Annotated in this window: 18 protein-coding genes; 16 read left to right on the forward strand and 2 right to left on the reverse strand. The window is 37.8% G+C overall.

Features of this window, described 5'->3' with window-relative positions; genetic code table 11:
* Positions 1 to 503 precede the first annotated feature (503 nt).
* From MHH71_RS20155 to MHH71_RS20200, 10 genes are all read left to right on the forward strand, one after another.
* Positions 504 to 860 (forward strand): hypothetical protein, encoded by a 357-nt coding sequence (locus tag MHH71_RS20155; RefSeq protein ID WP_006096228.1) that lies wholly within the window; start codon positions 504 to 506, stop codon positions 858 to 860.
* A 239-nt stretch (positions 861 to 1099) separates the two neighbouring features.
* Positions 1100 to 2074 (forward strand): N-acetylmuramoyl-L-alanine amidase, encoded by a 975-nt coding sequence (locus MHH71_RS20160; RefSeq protein WP_033799153.1) that lies wholly within the window; start codon positions 1100 to 1102, stop codon positions 2072 to 2074.
* 322 nt (positions 2075 to 2396) lie between these two features.
* Positions 2397 to 5840, forward strand: a complete 3444-nt coding sequence (locus MHH71_RS20165; RefSeq protein WP_340724926.1) for a DNA translocase FtsK — start codon at positions 2397 to 2399, stop codon at positions 5838 to 5840.
* Between the two features lie 60 nt (positions 5841 to 5900).
* On the forward strand, positions 5901 to 7019 hold the full coding sequence (locus tag MHH71_RS20170) for a nicotinate phosphoribosyltransferase (RefSeq protein ID WP_006096096.1): 1119 nt from the start codon (positions 5901 to 5903) through the stop codon (positions 7017 to 7019).
* Positions 7020 to 7270: 251 nt separating this feature from the next.
* The gene (gene murC, locus MHH71_RS20175; protein WP_003201097.1) at positions 7271 to 8581 is read left to right on the forward strand and encodes a UDP-N-acetylmuramate--L-alanine ligase; all 1311 of its coding nucleotides are present in this window, start codon (positions 7271 to 7273) and stop codon (positions 8579 to 8581) included.
* A gap of 38 nt (positions 8582 to 8619) precedes the next feature.
* Entirely contained in the window at positions 8620 to 9054 is a 435-nt protein-coding gene (locus tag MHH71_RS20180) for a DMT family transporter (protein ID WP_018782797.1), read from the forward strand.
* Positions 9055 to 9118: 64 nt separating this feature from the next.
* Positions 9119 to 9667 (forward strand): GNAT family N-acetyltransferase, encoded by a 549-nt coding sequence (locus MHH71_RS20185; protein WP_006096098.1) that lies wholly within the window; start codon positions 9119 to 9121, stop codon positions 9665 to 9667.
* Entirely contained in the window at positions 9664 to 10155 is a 492-nt protein-coding gene (locus MHH71_RS20190; protein ID WP_018782796.1) for a GNAT family N-acetyltransferase, read from the forward strand. The genes MHH71_RS20185 and MHH71_RS20190 overlap by 4 nt, the downstream gene beginning before the upstream one ends.
* Positions 10156 to 10245: 90 nt before the next feature.
* On the forward strand, positions 10246 to 10644 hold the full coding sequence (locus MHH71_RS20195) for a PH domain-containing protein (RefSeq protein WP_033799127.1): 399 nt from the start codon (positions 10246 to 10248) through the stop codon (positions 10642 to 10644).
* 13 nt (positions 10645 to 10657) lie between these two features.
* Positions 10658 to 10843: a hypothetical protein gene (locus MHH71_RS20200; protein ID WP_018764520.1), complete on the forward strand. Its 186-nt coding sequence runs from the start codon at positions 10658 to 10660 to the stop codon at positions 10841 to 10843.
* A gap of 69 nt (positions 10844 to 10912) precedes the next feature.
* Here MHH71_RS20200 and MHH71_RS20205 read toward each other — a convergent pair whose 3' ends face one another.
* Positions 10913 to 12028, reverse strand: coding sequence for an aminopeptidase (locus MHH71_RS20205; protein WP_033796453.1), 1116 nt, complete (start codon positions 12026 to 12028; stop codon positions 10913 to 10915).
* A gap of 142 nt (positions 12029 to 12170) precedes the next feature.
* Between MHH71_RS20205 and MHH71_RS20210 the strand changes: the two genes are divergently transcribed.
* The 6 genes from MHH71_RS20210 to MHH71_RS20235 all read left to right on the forward strand — a co-directional run bounded on the left by MHH71_RS20210 (position 12171) and on the right by MHH71_RS20235 (position 16703).
* Positions 12171 to 12728: a DUF948 domain-containing protein gene (locus MHH71_RS20210; RefSeq protein WP_003201109.1), complete on the forward strand. Its 558-nt coding sequence runs from the start codon at positions 12171 to 12173 to the stop codon at positions 12726 to 12728.
* Between the two features lies 1 nt (position 12729).
* The gene (ytxJ, locus tag MHH71_RS20215; RefSeq protein WP_033799128.1) at positions 12730 to 13056 is read left to right on the forward strand and encodes a bacillithiol system redox-active protein YtxJ; all 327 of its coding nucleotides are present in this window, start codon (positions 12730 to 12732) and stop codon (positions 13054 to 13056) included.
* Between the two features lie 355 nt (positions 13057 to 13411).
* Positions 13412 to 14482 (forward strand): bifunctional 3-deoxy-7-phosphoheptulonate synthase/chorismate mutase, encoded by a 1071-nt coding sequence (locus MHH71_RS20220; protein ID WP_006096104.1) that lies wholly within the window; start codon positions 13412 to 13414, stop codon positions 14480 to 14482.
* Positions 14483 to 14755: 273 nt separating this feature from the next.
* Positions 14756 to 15754, forward strand: a complete 999-nt coding sequence (ccpA, locus tag MHH71_RS20225) for a catabolite control protein A (protein ID WP_006096105.1) — start codon at positions 14756 to 14758, stop codon at positions 15752 to 15754.
* Positions 15755 to 15879: 125 nt separating this feature from the next.
* Positions 15880 to 16008: a hypothetical protein gene (locus MHH71_RS20230; RefSeq protein WP_255261511.1), complete on the forward strand. Its 129-nt coding sequence runs from the start codon at positions 15880 to 15882 to the stop codon at positions 16006 to 16008.
* Between the two features lie 422 nt (positions 16009 to 16430).
* Positions 16431 to 16703 carry a DUF3917 domain-containing protein gene (locus MHH71_RS20235; RefSeq protein WP_016116657.1) on the forward strand — a complete coding sequence of 91 codons (273 nt, stop codon included), beginning with the start codon at positions 16431 to 16433 and terminating at the stop codon, positions 16701 to 16703.
* Between the two features lie 47 nt (positions 16704 to 16750).
* On the opposite strand, the gene mscL is transcribed toward MHH71_RS20235, so the two are convergent.
* Positions 16751 to 17149, reverse strand: a complete 399-nt coding sequence (gene mscL, locus MHH71_RS20240) for a large conductance mechanosensitive channel protein MscL (RefSeq protein WP_006096108.1) — start codon at positions 17147 to 17149, stop codon at positions 16751 to 16753.
* Between the last annotated feature and the right edge of the window lie 27 nt (positions 17150 to 17176).

Below are 17176 nucleotides of genomic sequence, written 5' to 3' on the forward strand. Positions count from 1 at the left end.
CATAAAACCCAATCTTTAGGTGGGAGAGAGCATCCGGCCATGCATAGAAGTGGTCAGATCCTTTTCCTGCCCCATGCCAAGTGAAAACAAAGGGGAAAAACAAGTAGCGATCATCTTTTGTTCTTCGTAGCAGCGAACGATATGCCGGAAAATTAAAATAGAATTATATAGAAAAAATAGTCTCATGATAAAATGAGGCTATTTTTTTATTTACATGTCTTTATATTGTAACGCTTTTCTCAAAATCTATATTGTATTTCAAAAACAAATTAGTTAAAATTTAGAAAAATATATAAATGCAAATTGAAAACCCGACATAAAACCTTTCTTTTAGGGTGGGAAAGAGCATCCAGCCATGCATAGAAGCGGGCAGCCCCTTTTCTTGTCCCATGTCAAGTGAAAACAAAAAGAGAGAACGAGTAAAGGTCACCTTTGTTTTTTCATAGCAGCGACTTATATGTTGAAAAATTAAAATGGAGTTATATAGAAGGAGATAGGAACATATGAGACAATTTCCAAAAGTGAAAGAGCTTCTGGGGCTTATCGAAACTTCGAAGAAACATGATATTGAATTACAATCATTTGAAATATATTTATTGCATGAAAATGAATTGGAAAAGGGACAAATTGGATATCGATATGATAAAAACAAAAATTCACTCATGAGTGGGAAAAAGGGAGATTGGCAAGAGAGTTGGATTGTTATTGGATATGATACAGATATTGGTGATCCTATCTTTGTTGATATAGATAATCCACTCCATCCGATCTACACAGCTGAACAAGGATCGGAAATATGGGAACCAGTTTGTATAGCACGTAGTATAGATGAGATTATGAAACAGTTAAAAGAAATTTAGGGTGTTTTTATATAAATGCAAATTGAAAACCCGACATAAAACCTAATCTTTAGGTGGGAGAGAGCATCTGGCCATGCATAGAAGCGGTCAGTCCCTCTTTCAGCCCCATGCCAAGTGAAAACAAAAAGAGAGAACGAGTACAGGTCACCTTTTGTTTTTCATAGCAGCGACTTATACACTTGGAAACCAAAATGGATATATAAATAGAGTATGTGCAAAGTAGATGGGAGGAGGAAGCTATGAAATATATAAAAATGATGTGTGCAGTTGTATTACTTGGAATATATATGGGAGCGTGCTCGAAGGAACAAGAGAAGAAAATACCATCTACTGTGCAAGAAGAGAATAAAAAGGTTGTAGAACAAACGAAAGAAACGCCACCAGAGAAGCAAGCGGAAAAAGAGAAGAAAATAGAAGCTGAATTACCAGTGAAACAAAATGGAGAACAAGAGAAAAAAATTGAACAAGAACCATCCGTGGAGCAAGATGAAAAACAAGAGCTAAAGGTGGAGCAAGTACCACAGGCTGAGGAATCGGCCAAAACCCTTGAGGTAAAAGCAAATGCTGAGCAAAAACAAGCAAAATTTCTTGTTGTAATTGATCCAGGGCATCAAGAGAAAGCAAATGTAAATTTAGAACCAATTGGCCCGGGGGCAACTGAGCAAAAGTATAAAGTGACTGATGGAACAACAGGTGTTGTGACGAAAAAAAGAGAATCTGTTCTTGTATTAGAAGCTGCTGTCATATTGAAAGAGAAGCTCGAAGCAAAAGGTATGCAAGTACTTATGACAAGAACAACACATGATGTTGATATAAGTAATAAGGAGCGAGCGACATTTGCGAATGAGCATCAAGCAGATTTATTTTTACGCCTTCATGCGGATGGTTCAGAAAATCGAGCACAAAAAGGGTTTGCTGTGTTGACGCCAGCGGAAGGGAATACATATACAAAAGGAATCTATGCAGAAAGTTTACAAGTTTCTCAAATAATCGTAAAGAAAATGAAAGAAAACAGCCAGGTAAAAGTAAATGGAATCAAGTTTCGAGATGATCTTTCTGGATTTAATTGGTCGAAAATTCCAGGCGTTTTACTTGAGCTTGGATTTATGTCGAATCCTGAAGAAGATCAGAAACTATCAGACACACAATATTTAGACTCTTTACTGCAAAGTGTAACCGAGAGTGTAGAAGAATATCGGAAGAGTAAAGCTTAAACGGCAGTCTTATATATGAGGCTGTTTTTTTATGTATAAATACAAGTGAAAACCTTTCTTTTTGGGCGGGAGAGGGGGAACCGGCCATGTATAGAAGCGGTCAGGTCCTTTTTGAGCCCCGTGCCGGGTTTAAAACAAAGGGAGAAGGAGAGAGGAGGCCCTCTTTTGTGTTCATAGCAGCGACTTGTATGTTGAGAATCTATTGTACTTACTGAAAATTTGAATATGGTAGACAAAATACAAGAGCGTAATTTTACCTGCACTTTTTGCCGAATGCTGATACAATAAAGGATGTTACTATTTAGTAGAAAGAGTGGTAAACATGTTAGATTGGATGAAAAAGCTGTTTAACAAAGAGGAACATCAGGAAGAAAAAGCAGCGATAAATAAAGCAGTACCGAAGAACACTGAAAGTAAGCCGAAAACTCCTCGTGTAAACCACTACACTGAAGCAAGAGAAGCACAAATGGCTAGTCGGAATTTAGGTGTGAAATGCCGATTTCCGTTAATACCTGATGATGGATTTGATGAGGAGAATGTGGAAGAATCAACACATTTTGAGCAGCAACCTCTGCCAAGGGTAACGAACATGGAGAGACGCAGGCCAAGATATGTAGAAGAACCAGTTCATACATTTGCCCCGCCACAAGCCCAACAAGAAATTGAGCCAGAGCCTATCTTGCCAAAAAAATCTGTGCCAGTACAAGAAAGCCATCGAAGACCATTTCGCCCGACAGAAATGATTTCGCCTATCTTTGGATATAAACGTCCTTCGAGAGAGAAACAAGAAGTTAAGACGGAAGAAAAAGGGCAGGAAGATCTTGAAATATCCTTTGAAGGAAAATCTGTCGTCGATGCTTGGTTGGAGAAAAAAGGATACTCTCTTTCGAATTTCTCAGACGAATCCTTTATTCCTTCTAAGAAGCAGGAGAAAAATCTGGAGCATACTGGACAACAAGAAAGCCCAAAAGAGGAAAAATCAGTTGTTGATCAGTGGCTAGAGAAAAACGGTTACGATTCTGAGCGTTCATTCACTTCGTTAGAGGGGCAAGAAAAGGTAGATGCCATTTCAGACTCTCTTCCATTTGCAACTGATAACTTTTTACATAAATCAGTTGGACAGGATAATAAGAAAGAAGAGCATACTGTTGAAATCGTACAGGTATTTGAGCAAGAACCAGATGTAGTGGCGTTATCACAATATGATAACGCAGCGAAGGAAGAAATCCTGCAAGATGAGTTGCTAGATTCTACTGTAGAGAATATGGATACAACGTCAACGGAAGAAAATGAATATAAGAAAGAAATAGAAGAAGAACAGCTAGTGGAGAAAACTATTTTAGAAGAAAATATTGTTGAAGAAGCTGAAGAACCAACGCGGGAAGTTGAAGAAGTGGAAGAAGCTGAAGAACCAACGCGGGAAGTTGAAGAAGTGGAAGAAGCTGAAGAACCAACGCGGGAAGTTGGAGTGGTGGAAGAAGCTGAAGAACCAACGCGGGAAGTTGGAGCGGTTGAAGAAGCTGAAGAACCAACGCGGGAAGTTGGAGCGGTGGAAGAAGCTGAAGAATCAACGCGGGAAGTTGAAGCAGTGGAGGAACCCGAAGAAACGCTGGTAGCAGAAACATTTGAAGAAGCAAAAATTGCCGAAACAGCGAAAGAGTCTGCAGAAGAAACGGCTCAAGTAGTAGTTGAAAAAACGACAGAACAAGAGAATTTGGTTTCTAAAGCGGAAAACAATGTTTCAGAAACATCTTCAGCAGCAGACGAGCACACGAAGGAAGCAGTTCAAAACTTTGCAAATGTATTAATCGAAGAGGCAGAAGAAAAGCAAGAAGTTGCTGTGGAACAGCCTGTTAAGCAAAAAGAAGAACCGAAACGTGAGAAAAAGCGTCATGTGCCGTTTAATGTTGTGATGTTAAAACAAGATAGAAGAAAGTTAATAGAGAGACATGTGGCAGGAATGAAAACGCCGCAGACTCCTATAAAACAAGCTGAAGAACCAGTAAAGGTGCACGAGCAGCCTGTACAACAAGTGGAAGAAGCACCACAAGGAAAAGCGCAAACTGCACAGCAAATTATAGTGGAAACTCAAGTGGAAGAGAAACCAGTAGAACAAGTTATAGTGGAAACTCGAGAAGAAGAGAGACCAGCACAGCAAGTAGTGGTGGGAACTCAAGAAGAAGAGAAACCAGTAGAACGAGTGGCAGTGGAAAATCAAGTAACAGAGGAGCCAGTTCAACAAACGGAAATGAAGGCACCTGTTGCAAGTGCAGGAGTACAAGAGAAAGCATACGTTATAGCGCGAAGAGAGAATGATATGCGTAATGTACTGCAAACACCGCCTGAATATGCTATGCCACCATTAACACTATTGACGATTCCAAGTCAGTCGACATTAGATAATACGGAATGGTTAGAAGAACAGAAAGAATTATTAGATACGACGTTTAATAATTTCCATGTTGGGGCTCATGTTATCAATGTTTCACAAGGACCAGCTGTAACGCGCTTCGAAGTACAACCTGATCCGGGTGTGAAAGTAAATAAAATCACAAATTTAAGTGATGATATTAAGCTGAGTTTAGCTGCAAAAGATATTCGAATTGAAGCACCGATTCCAGGGAAGAGTGCCATCGGAATTGAGGTTCCGAATAAAGAAAGTAAGCCTGTATTCCTGCGAGAAATTTTGAGAAGTCCTGTGTTCACGAAAAGTGAATCACCGCTTACAGTTGCGCTTGGACTTGATATTTCTGGTGCTCCAATTGTAACGGATATAAGGAAGATGCCGCATGGACTGATCGCTGGTGCGACTGGTTCAGGGAAAAGTGTCTGTATTAACGCGATTTTAACAAGTATTTTATATAAAGCGAAACCACATGAAGTGAAGCTGATGTTGATTGATCCGAAAATGGTTGAGCTTGCACCATATAATTCTATTCCCCATCTTGTAGCACCTGTTATTACAGATGTGAAAGCAGCTACAGCAGCGTTAAAATGGGCTGTAGAAGAGATGGAACGCCGTTATGAATTGTTTGCGCATGTTGGTGCACGTGATTTAACTCGTTATAATACCATCGTAAGTAGCCGAGAAATCCCAGGTGAAGCATTGCCGTACATTGTTATTGTAATTGATGAGTTAGCCGATTTAATGATGGTTGCTCCTGGTGATGTAGAGGAAGCAATTTGCCGCATTGCACAAAAAGCACGTGCTTGTGGTATTCACTTATTAGTTGCAACGCAGCGTCCGTCTGTGGATGTTATTACAGGATTGATTAAATCAAACATTCCAACGCGTATTGCGTTTACAGTATCATCTCAAGTAGATTCACGTACAATCATTGATATTGGAGGAGCGGAAAAATTACTTGGTCGCGGTGATATGCTATTTTTAGGAAACGGTACGTCAAAACCCGTCCGTGTACAAGGGGTATACGTATCGGATGATGAAATTGAAAAAACAGTTGAACATGTGAAAAAGCAAATGAAGTCCAACTATTTATTTAAGCAAGAGGATTTATTGGCGAAAACAGAACAACATGAAGCCGAAGATGAACTGTTTTTTGATGCATGTCAATTTGTTGTAGAACAAGGGGGAGCGTCCACATCTTCTGTACAGAGAAAATTCCGCATCGGTTATAATCGTGCGGCACGTCTTATTGAAGAGATGGAAGCACAAGGAATTATATCTGAAGCACGGGGAACAAAACCGAGAGATGTCCTTATTTCAGAGGATGAATTTGCTGCTATGCAGGAAACGAATGTATAGGAAGCGGTTTTGCTGTATACTAAGAGAAAATGTTGGATAGTAAAGTAGGGAGTAAACGACATGAAAGAAATTGAATTAAAATTAAAAGGTGAAATCAATCGACTAACAAATAAAACATTTAAATTTGATGAACGAGTTGGGGAAGGTTGGTTCTCTGCCGTTTACTTTTTAAAAACTCGTGACATTATTCAAGAATTTCGCCCGAAAAGTGTTGTGACAATGCAATTTTTCCAAAAGGAACATGCGATACTTTGCGGAACAGATGAAGTATTAGCATTGTTACAAACATTTGCTGAACATCCGGAAGAGCTTGAAATCCATTCTTTAAAAGATGGGGACAATATTAATCCATTTGAAACAGTTTTAACAATCTCTGGACCTTATGAATATTTCGGGTTTTTAGAAGGTGTAATCGATGGGATTTTAGCTCGTCGTACATCTGTTGCAACAAATGTATATAATGTTGTACAAGCTGCTCGCAGCGGTGAAAAAGAAAAACCGGTTATTTTCATGGGAGACCGTGATGATCATTATACACAGCAAGCTGGTGATGGATATGCGGCGTATATTGGTGGTATGAGTGCACAAGCAACGCATGCAATGAATGAATGGTGGGGCAAGAGTGGAATGGGGACAATGCCTCACGCATTGATTCAAATGTTTAATGGAGATGTTGTAGAAGCTGCAAAAGCGTACTATAAAAAGTTTCCAGAGGATGATTTAGTTGTACTGATTGACTACAATAATGATGTGATTACAGATGGTCTTCGTGTTGCACGTGAATTCGGCTCAGAATTAAAAGGTGTACGCATTGATACATCACGTACAATGATTGATCAGTATTTCATTCGTCATCCAGAAGTACTTGGCACATTTGACCCTCGTGGTGTAAATCCATCCCTTGTTTTCGCGCTCCGTAAAGCGCTTGATGAAGAAGGGTTCCAGCATGTAAATATTGTTGTAACTGGTGGATTTGATGAAAAACGTATTCATGAATTTGAAGCGCAAAATGTTCCTGTAGATCTATACGGAGTGGGCAGCAGTTTATTAAAAATGAACATTGGTTTTACAGGTGATAATGTAGAATTAAATGGAAAACCAGAAGCGAAAGCTGGACGTAAATATCGTCCAAACCCACGTTTAGAGCGTGTTCAATTAGAAAAAAGAGAAGATATGTAAGAAGAGGAAAAACTGATAGGGAATTGACCCTATCAGTTTTTCTGTTATCATAGTATAACGGATTGTTTTTTGCTATAATAAGTTTGTTATGGACATATAAGAAGTACGTACGTGTTTATCCCGATTGGTGAGAGCTAATGAAAGTTCCGCTGTATCGAGAATGTATGATGATTACCAAAATAAGAAAAGATTCATATACTGTCTTATAGATAGGCCGTTGTATTAGTTCGAAATGTTGGAGGTTCTTTAAGATGACAGTTTACCATTTTGTAGGAATTAAAGGAACAGGAATGAGTTCATTAGCACAAATTCTTCATGACATGAAGCATACTGTTCAAGGTTCTGATTTTGAAAAACGTTTCTTTACACAAGTAGCTTTGGAAAAGCGTGGTATCTCCATCCTTCCTTTTGATAAAAATAATGTAAAAGAAGGACAAGTGATTATCGCAGGAAATGCGTTCCCTGATACGCATGAAGAGATTGTAGCAGCGAAAGAGTTAAATATCCCAGTACACCGTTACCATCATTTTTTAGGGAATCTTATGAGTAAGTATACAAGTGTTGCTGTAACAGGTGCACATGGAAAAACATCAACAACCGGCTTGTTAGCCCATGTAATGCAAGGTGCACACCCAACGTCTTACCTTATTGGAGATGGAACAGGGCATGGGGTAGAAAATAGTAAGTATTTTGTGTTTGAGGCATGTGAGTACCGTCGTCATTTCTTGTCTTACTATCCAGACTATGCAATTATGACAAATATTGATTTTGACCATCCGGATTACTTTACAGACATTAATGATGTATTTAGTGCATTCCAAGAGATGGCACTTCAAGTGAAAAAAGGAATCATTGCATGTGGTGATGATGAAGAACTGCAAAAAATTCAAGCGAAAGTACCTGTTATTTTCTATGGATTTGGTGAAGATAATGATTTCCAAGCACGTAACATCCAAAAGAGAACAGATGGTACTGTATTTGATGTGTTCGTTCGTAATACGTATTATGAAACATTCAAAATTACAGGTTACGGCAATCACAGCGTATTAAATGCATTAGCAGTTATCGCGCTTTGTCACTATGAAAATGTTGATGTAGAAGCAGTAAAACATCAATTGACAACGTTTGGAGGCGTAAAACGTCGCTTTAATGAAAAACCGATGGGAGAACAGGTCATCATCGATGATTATGCACACCATCCGACAGAAATTAACGCAACGATTGAAGCTGCTCGTCAAAAGCATCCAGAGCGTGAAATTGTCGCTGTATTCCAGCCACACACATTCTCACGTACTGAAAAGTTCTTAGATGAGTTCGCGGAAAGCCTAAGCAAGGCTGATCAAGTATACCTATGTGATATTTTCGGATCAGCACGTGAAAACAAAGGTGACTTAACAATTCAAGATCTGCAAAAGCGTATTGATGGTGCAGAATTGATTACCGATACAACAACGAATGTATTAAAGAAACATAAAAACGGCGTTCTTATTTTCATGGGCGCAGGTGATATTCAAAAATTCGAAGCGGCTTACGTGAAAGAAGTGCAAGTTGCGGAGAAGTAATAAAGCGAAGACGTGCAGCGGTGGCTGCACGTCTTTTTATGTCAATTGTTGTAGAATGGTCGCTATATGGTGTACTAGGTAAAAAATTTATTAAAGTTGGTAGTCAAAGACAAACAACGACATATACAATGACTGTTGGAGTGCTTGCTTTCATCATTGTGTCCTTTATGCAACAGAGTGTAGTAGCGATTCCAGAAATTCCTCTATTAGCATGGTTATCTATTTTATTTATGGCAATTGGAATAAGCGTGCTTGGTTATCTTTGGTGGAATAAAGGAATCGCGCAAATTGGGGCAGAAAAAACCTCTTTGTTCTTTAACTTAGTTCCCGTTGTTACAATGCTTGTTTCTTTTGTAGAAGGAGTGAGTATCACAATCTCGCAATGTTTAGGGATGATTTTAGTCATTACAGGTGTTCTATATTCTTCCGGTTTTCTTGCTATAAAATCCAAAAAAGAAAGTGTGAATATATAACCCTTAACATTTTATAATTAGAAATGTTAGAATAATAAGAAAAAGTGTTAGAGGGGATAGAGCAATGTTTACACTTCGAGTCGATGATGAAATCAAACTTCAATTGTTAGAAAAACATCATAAAGAAGAATTGTATCAATTAGTAGATCAAAACAGGGAGCATTTAAGAAAATGGCTTCCATGGGTAGATGGGACAAAATCTGCTGATGCATATGACGAAATTCTTCCGATGTGGCTAAAGAAATATGCGGATGGAAACGGTTTTGAAACAGGTATACGTTATAAAGGAAAGCTCGTTGGAATGGTCGGTATTCACGAGGTGAACTGGGCTAAGAAAGCAACAAGTCTTGGATACTACCTTGCAGAAGAAGCAGGTGGAAAAGGAATTATGACAAGGAGTGTAAAAGCGGTGCTTCGCTATGCGTTTGAAGAACTAAAATTGAATAAGATAGAAATCCGTTGTGGGGTAGAGAATCAGAAAAGCCGTGCGATTCCGGAGCGACTTGGCTTTAAGTTAGATGGAGTTATGCGTGATGAAGAGTGGCTTTATGACCATTTCCATGATCTTGCTGTGTATAGTTTACTAGCTTCAGAATGGAAGGAGATTCGATGAGCGATACGATTTACATTCAGTCATATGAAAGTAAGTACCAATCTGAAGTAGTCGATTTAATTATTCACATTCAGCAAAAAGAATATAACGTACCAATTACAAAGGAAGAACAGCCAGATTTACAAGAAATTGAGCAGTTTTACCAAAGAGATAACGGAAGTTTCTGGGTAGCAACACATGATGGGAAAGTAGTTGGAACTGTAGCTTTATTAGATATTGGGAATCAACAAGTAGCCTTGAGGAAAATGTTTGTGAAAAAAGAATTTCGGGGCAAGGTGTGGAATACCGCGAGCATGTTACTCCAAACAGCTATCTCTTGGGCAAAAGAAAGAGAATTAGAAGGAATTTATTTAGGAACAACAGTACAGTTTTTAGCGGCACATCGTTTTTATGAGAAAAATGGATTTCAGAGTATGAAAGTGGAAGAGTTACCAGGGAGTTTTCCGGTGCTGCAGGTAGATAAGAAATTTTATAGGTATGGTTTGTGAAGAATAGAGATCATTCAAATCGAGAATGATCTCTATTTTTTTGTTAAGGAAAATGGAAATGATGGTATAATTTAGGTGAGAGGTGATGGTATGAAATTTCCTATCCAAAGAAGCACACCAATTATGATTTTTGTAAGTGCAATGTTGATCCTTATGGTTGTTTGGCCAAGCGGAATGCTGATTATAGACAATGGAAACTGGGGATCAGCACTGATTGGGATGGCAATTTGCCTCATTGTAAATGTCCCTCTTGTTTGGGATGTATTCATTAAGAAACATACAGTCGAAAATGGTGTATTGAAATATGGCATATTGAACGAAGACGTTACACTATCTGATATAAGAATGGTGCGTCAAGTTGGAAAATCACTCGAAATTACAACGAACCGATACAAAGTCCATATGATTGCTATGCCAACAGATAAAGAAAAGTTGTTGTCACTCATTCAAGAAGCGAACCCACATGTGAAAATAGATCTAAAAGCATAATGGAGGACGAGGAATGAAACATTTTCGGCTGTTATTTTGTTTTGAATTATTGATGGTACTGGTCGTTTGCGTTAGAGGGTATGTTCGTTGGGAGTGGCCGTTGTATTTGTCGATAGGTGTAGGCATTTTAGCAGTTGTACTTTTATTTTATTACCATTCTCGTCAAATCAGAAACAAAGGACAGGAAGTGGAGAAATAATATTGACCGTCCGACAAAACGAGACGTACCAAAAGAGCTCTCCCATCAAAAGGAGAGCTCCTTCACATTTTATTTTAAGTTCTCAGGATTTAAAGCTTCTAATTCAGGTACAACGAAGCGACCGTCTTTACGGATTAATACGTCGTCGAAGTAAATTTCACCGCCGCCGTATTCAGGGCGCTGGATGCATACTAAATCCCAGTGGATGTTAGAGTTGTTGCCATTCCATGCATCGTCATAAGCTTGTCCAGGTGTAAAGTGGAAGCTACCGTCGATTTTTTCATCAAATAGGATATCACCCATTGGATGTAAGATATATGGGTTTACGCCGATTGCAAATTCACCAACGTAGCGTGCACCTTCATCTGTATCGAAGATTTTGTTAATGCGTTCTGTATCGTTTGCAGTTGCTTCAACGATTTGACCGTTTTTAAATGTAAGCTGTACGTTTTCGAATGTATAGCCGTTGTAAGGTGATGGCGTGTTATAAGAAACTGTACCGTTAACAGAATCGCGAACTGGTGCAGAGTATACTTCACCGTCTGGAATGTTCAAATGACCAGAGCATTTAATAGCTGGAATATCTTTAATGGAGAATGTTAAGTCAGTTCCAGGACCAGCAAGGCGAACTTTATCTGTTTTGTTCATTAATTCAACAAGGTTATCCATTGCTTTATCCATTTTGCCATAATCCAAGTTACATACTTCGAAGTAGAAGTCTTCGAATGCTTCTGTGCTCATTTTTGCAAGTTGTGCCATAGATGCATTTGGGTAGCGAAGAACAACCCAGCGTGTTTTTGGAACACGAATGTCTCTATGAACTTTTTTACCAACTGTTTGACCGTGGATCTTCATGCGTTCACTTGGAACGTCGGCTTGTTCGTTAATGTTATCGCCAGAGCGAAGACCGATGTAAGCGTCCATATCTTTCATTACGCTTGCTTCATATGCAGCGATTTGCTCGAAGTGTTCTTCAGTAGCGCCCATTAATAATGAGCGATCGACTTGATGATCTTTCAATGAAACAAATGGGAAACCACCAGCTGCATAGGCTTCTTTTACAAGTGCAGTTACAAGTTCTTTTTGCAAGCCAAAGTTTTCAATCAATACTTTTTCGCCTTTTTGTAAGCGGATTGAGTAGTTAATTAAATTGTGTGCTAAAGTTTCAATACGTGGATCTTTCATATGTAAAGCCTCCCTACTAATTATGTATCCTTCCTTATTGTACCCTACTTGCTGGAATTTGTTTAATAATTTATGGTACATTTGACGAACAAGTGTGAAAATTCTAATGAAATCATAAGGATTAGAACGAAACGGAAAATGATTGTATAATAGGAGAAAGTATGAAAAAGATAAAGGAAGTGATGAAATGCAAGTTCTTTTATACGTAAGTGCAGCTATAGCTGCCGTTGCTTTTGCAATTTTAGTGATATATACATGTAGAACATTATTATCATTGCAGAAGACGTTAGAAAATGTTGCAAGTACATTAGAAGGCTTAGAGAAGCAAATGCAAGGGATAAGCGTAGAGACAGAACAATTATTACATAAGACGAATGCATTAGCTGATGATATTCAGCAGAAATCTCAGTCATTAAATAAAGTAGTAGAAGGCGTAGATGGAATTGGAACAACAATTCATTCTTTAAATACGAAACTTCGCAATGTATCAGATTCTGTAACAAATGAAATTGAAAATAATGCAGACAAAGTTGCACAAGTTGTACAATGGAGTAGTGCAGCGATTGAAGTGTATAATCATTTTCGTGCTACTAGACAAGAGAAGAAATTAGAAAAAGCTGAGAAGAAGCTAGAGAAGGAAGAGAAAAAAGAGAAAAAAGAGAAGCGCTCTAGACTTCCAATTCGTATGAGAGGTGAATAAAGTGAGCATGACAAAAATCGAAACAATGGAAGAGTTTGAAGCATTATTAGAAACAGCGGAACCATATATTCTTTTTAAACATAGTACAACATGTCCAATTAGCCAAGGAGCCTACGCAGAATTTGAGGCATATTGTCAAGATACAAAAGAAACACCTACTTATTATTTATACGTACAAGATGCAAGAGATGTTTCGAATCGTATTGCAGAGCACTTTGGTATTAAACATGAGTCGCCGCAAGTGCTATATATAAAAGATGGGGTAGCGGTATGGCATACATCCCATTGGAATATTAAGAAGCAAACTTTAGAAGAGAATGTGAAGTAGGGAGAAGTAAGCGGAGACGCTTGCTTCTTTTTTTAGGATTCATGAACTATGTAAATACAGATTGAAAAACTGATAGAAAACTGTTCTTTTTAGGTGGAAGAGAGGATCTACTCATGCATAGAAGTGGTCAGAGCCTCTTCTGCTCCCATGCCAAGTGAAAACAAAGAGAGAAAACGAGTGAAGGTTGAGTATGCTTTGTGTAAGTGAAAGGTAACAATATATATTTCAAATAAGAGAACGATTCCATTCACAATGTATATCATGTGACAACCTGATATCTATCGGATATAATAAATTATCTTAACCATGATAATAAGGTAATCTTTATATATAACTTGAAAGAGGTGGCTTTCTTATGGCATCACAAGAATTAGATCGTTTACGCTCTCAAATTGATCAAATGAACCTACAAATTTTAGAATTATTAAATGAAAGAGGTCGTCTTGTTCAAGAGGTTGGTAAGTTGAAAGAAGTACAAGGTGTGAAACGATTTGATCCTGTACGTGAGCGTAATATGCTTGATTTAATTGCTGAGAAGAATGATGGACCGTTTGAAACATCAACTCTTCAACATATTTTTAAACAAATTTTTCAAACAAGCCTAGAATTACAAGAAGATGATCACCGTAAAGCACTTCTTGTTTCACGTAAGACAAAGCCAGAGGATACGATTGTTGATATAAAAGGTGAAAAAATTGGTGATGGCAATCCTCACTTTATTATGGGACCATGTGCGGTTGAAAGTTATGAGCAAGTGCGCCAAGTTGCGGAAGCAATGAAGGAACAAGGGTTAAAGCTAATGCGCGGCGGTGCATTCAAACCTCGTACATCGCCGTATGATTTCCAAGGGCTTGGCTTAGAAGGCTTGCAAATTTTACGACAAGTGGCGGATGAATATGATTTAGCGGTCATTAGTGAAATTTTAAATCCGAATGATATTGAAAGGGCATTAGATTATGTTGATGTCATTCAAATTGGTGCTCGTAATATGCAAAACTTCGATCTACTCAAGGCTGCTGGATCGGTGAAAAAGCCAGTATTGTTAAAACGTGGTTTATCAGCAACGATTGAAGAATTTATGTATGCGGCAGAATATATTATTGCACAAGGTAACGGAGATATTATTTTATGTGAGCGCGGCATCAGGACGTATGAAAAGGCAACGCGTAATACGCTTGATATTTCTGCTGTGCCAATTTTGAAGAAAGAAACACATTTACCTGTCGTAGTGGATGTAACGCACTCTACAGGACGACGTGATCTCTTATTACCAGCTGCAAAAGCAGCGATGGCAATCGGTGCTGATGCGGTTATGGCTGAAGTACATCCGGACCCGGCTGTTGCGTTATCAGATTCAGCGCAACAAATGGATATTCCAGAATTCAATGAGTTTATGAAAGAATTAAAAGCATTCCGCGGTAGATAGTCAGAAGGGGCTGTAGGGTCTATGTGACACTTGTTGCATAGACTTTTTTGCAGAAAATGTCCTTTTTTACATAAAAAATACGAAAATAGGAGAAAAGAAGCGAATTTTTTCGAAACTTTTGCGGGAAAATATTGTATGAGCCTGCATTTTTATCGTATCATTAGTAAAAGGACTCGGGAGTGACATCTTCAAGTAGAGTTGATGTCTTTTTTTCATTTTAGTGAACCGATACATAAAGATAGATAACATAATATAGAAGGAGTGTGCGAAGAGATGAACGTAACAATCTATGATGTAGCGCGCGAAGCGAACGTTTCGATGGCAACCGTATCACGTGTTGTAAACGGTAATCCAAATGTAAAGCCTACAACAAGAAAGAAAGTATTAGAAGCAATTGATCGTTTAGGATATCGCCCAAATGCGGTAGCACGTGGACTAGCAAGTAAGAAAACAACAACAGTAGGTGTTATTATTCCAGATATCTCTAATACGTTTTATGCAGAACTTGCACGTGGAATCGAAGATATCGCAACAATGTACAAATATAACATCATTTTAAGTAACTCTGACCAAAATAAAGAAAAAGAGTTTCATTTATTAAATACAATGCTTGGTAAACAAGTGGACGGTATTGTATTCATGGGTGAAGATATTACAGATGCTCATGTAGAAGAGTTTAAAAAGTCTCCAGTACCAATCGTTTTAGCAGCATCATTTGATGAGAACAATGAAACATCATCAGTAAATATCGATTATACACAAGCAGCTTATGATGCAATGAAGCATTTCTTAGGACAGGGTCATAAACGTATTGGTTTTGTATCAGGCCCTTACATTGATAAAGCGGGAAGCGCAAAGAAATTACAAGGTTATAAAAAAGCTTTAGAAGAAGCTAGTATCGCTTATGATGAAAATCTTGTAATCGACGGAGATTACACATACGACTCAGGTCTAGAAGCATTTGAAAAGCTTTGGGAACTTGATCAAAAACCAACAGCAATCTTTGTATCTTCAGATGAAATGGCACTAGGTGTAATTCATGCAGCGCAAGATGCAGGATTAAATGTACCAGAAAACGTAGAAGTACTTGGTTTTGACAACACACGCCTTGCATTAATGGTACGCCCGCAGCTTTCAACAGTTGTACAACCAATGTATGACATCGGTGCAGTAGCAATGCGTCTACTTACAAAATACATGAACAAAGAAAACGTAGAAGATCATACAGTTATCTTACCTCACCGTATTCAATTTAGAGATTCAACGAAGTAAGAATAGGAAAACTCACAGGGAATCCTGTGAGTTTTTTTGTTCTAATGATATAAGATGTAATTTCTTTCATTAAGAAAGTGATTTAATACTAGCAGATGAACCTACGGCTAGCTTAGATGCTGAAAATGAAAAAAGTAATACTAGAGTATTTGAAACAATTGAATGAAAAAGGAAAAACAATAGTAGTTGTTACACATAATCAAGATATATTGCCTTATTTTTCGCGTGTCATTTGTTTACATGAATTGTTTTAAAGATAGAGGAGAGTGCAGAGTTATGAGAAGGAATTTTCATAACTCTGCACTTTTCTATTTCTCAAAGCAACTGATTCTTCTTAGTTGTACGAATAAAAAAGAATAACATGGATTATGATCTTAATTATTTTCAATAAACGCCCATAGTTCATCTGTATTACGCAGATTATTATCTATACACATTTGCGCAGTTATTTTGAATCCTGTTAACAAATCATCAATTTGTAAAGTATGATAATTCTCTATATCTCCTTCCCTCTAGCATACTCTGTTTAACAGTACTTCAACATTCATCCCCTTTCCCAAGCACTTGCAGGACATAGTCCATGTGGTAGGGAGGGGGCATTCACCGGTAAAATTTCCTACAATTACGAAATGTCATGTATAATAGAAAGAAAAGGTTTGTGAGGGGGGAAGAAAAGATGATCGTTCTTTGGATGATTACGCTTTGTATGACTACTGTTTTTGCATATATGACGTTAAAACAAAATGGTCTAAAGCGCTTTGTTCCAGGAAGTATTCTTGCAGGAATTGCCCTTATCACGTATGTAACTTCTATTTTTATTGAAAGTATTTCAGTGAATTTGAGCACAAGCTTCGTATTTGTTGCAATTACATTATTTGCAGGTTCTATTATGATATTAGTGGTTGCCGGTATTATTTTGTTCATTCATATGAATTCGGAAACGCTATAAGATATAAAAAAGCATGTCCTATATGGGCATGCTTTTTATCCGTTCAATTATGCGTTGTCTTTTGAAGTATTTTGTTGTTTCAATAAGTCGCGAATTTCGCCAAGAAGTAATTCTTCTTTTGTTGGTTCTGGAATTTCTTCTTTCTTTTCTTCTTCTTTTTTGAATGTTAGTTTGTTGAAAACTTTAATAAATGCAAAGATAGCACCTGCGATGATTAAGAAGTCAAAGATAGTTTGGATGAAGTTACCATACATAATAGCTGTTTTACCAAATGTAATTTTCAAACCTGTAAAGTCGATACCACCCATTAACATACCGATTAATGGTGTGATAATATCTTTTACTAAAGAACTTACAATTTTTCCGAAAGCAGCTCCGATTACAACCCCGATAGCTAAATCAATAACATTCCCTTTTAGGGCGAACTTTTTAAACTCGTTCCACATTTATAATTCCCATCCTTTCCATGACTC

The organism is Bacillus sp. FSL H8-0534, from assembly GCF_038005885.1.
In the GTDB taxonomy this organism is placed as follows: Bacteria; Bacillota; Bacilli; order Bacillales; family Bacillaceae_G; genus Bacillus_A; species Bacillus_A pseudomycoides.

Bases quoted from the DNA above. Each gene is read 5' to 3' on its own strand.
- MHH71_RS20155 (WP_006096228.1), top strand. From the start codon at position 504: ATGAGACAATTTCCAAAAGTGAAAGAGCTTCTGGGGCTTATCGAAACT.
- MHH71_RS20160 (WP_033799153.1), top strand. From the start codon at position 1,100: ATGAAATATATAAAAATGATGTGTGCAGTTGTATTACTTGGAATATAT.
- MHH71_RS20165 (WP_340724926.1), top strand. From the start codon at position 2,397: ATGTTAGATTGGATGAAAAAGCTGTTTAACAAAGAGGAACATCAGGAA.
- MHH71_RS20170 (WP_006096096.1), top strand. From the start codon at position 5,901: ATGAAAGAAATTGAATTAAAATTAAAAGGTGAAATCAATCGACTAACA.
- murC (WP_003201097.1), top strand. From the start codon at position 7,271: ATGACAGTTTACCATTTTGTAGGAATTAAAGGAACAGGAATGAGTTCA.
- MHH71_RS20180 (WP_018782797.1), top strand. From the start codon at position 8,620: ATGTCAATTGTTGTAGAATGGTCGCTATATGGTGTACTAGGTAAAAAA.
- MHH71_RS20185 (WP_006096098.1), top strand. From the start codon at position 9,119: ATGTTTACACTTCGAGTCGATGATGAAATCAAACTTCAATTGTTAGAA.
- MHH71_RS20190 (WP_018782796.1), top strand. From the start codon at position 9,664: ATGAGCGATACGATTTACATTCAGTCATATGAAAGTAAGTACCAATCT.
- MHH71_RS20195 (WP_033799127.1), top strand. From the start codon at position 10,246: ATGAAATTTCCTATCCAAAGAAGCACACCAATTATGATTTTTGTAAGT.
- MHH71_RS20200 (WP_018764520.1), top strand. From the start codon at position 10,658: ATGAAACATTTTCGGCTGTTATTTTGTTTTGAATTATTGATGGTACTG.
- MHH71_RS20205 (WP_033796453.1), bottom strand. From the start codon at position 12,028: ATGAAAGATCCACGTATTGAAACTTTAGCACACAATTTAATTAACTAC.
- MHH71_RS20220 (WP_006096104.1), top strand. From the start codon at position 13,412: ATGGCATCACAAGAATTAGATCGTTTACGCTCTCAAATTGATCAAATG.
- ccpA (WP_006096105.1), top strand. From the start codon at position 14,756: ATGAACGTAACAATCTATGATGTAGCGCGCGAAGCGAACGTTTCGATG.
- MHH71_RS20230 (WP_255261511.1), top strand. From the start codon at position 15,880: ATGAAAAAAGTAATACTAGAGTATTTGAAACAATTGAATGAAAAAGGA.
- MHH71_RS20235 (WP_016116657.1), top strand. From the start codon at position 16,431: ATGATCGTTCTTTGGATGATTACGCTTTGTATGACTACTGTTTTTGCA.
- mscL (WP_006096108.1), bottom strand. From the start codon at position 17,149: ATGTGGAACGAGTTTAAAAAGTTCGCCCTAAAAGGGAATGTTATTGAT.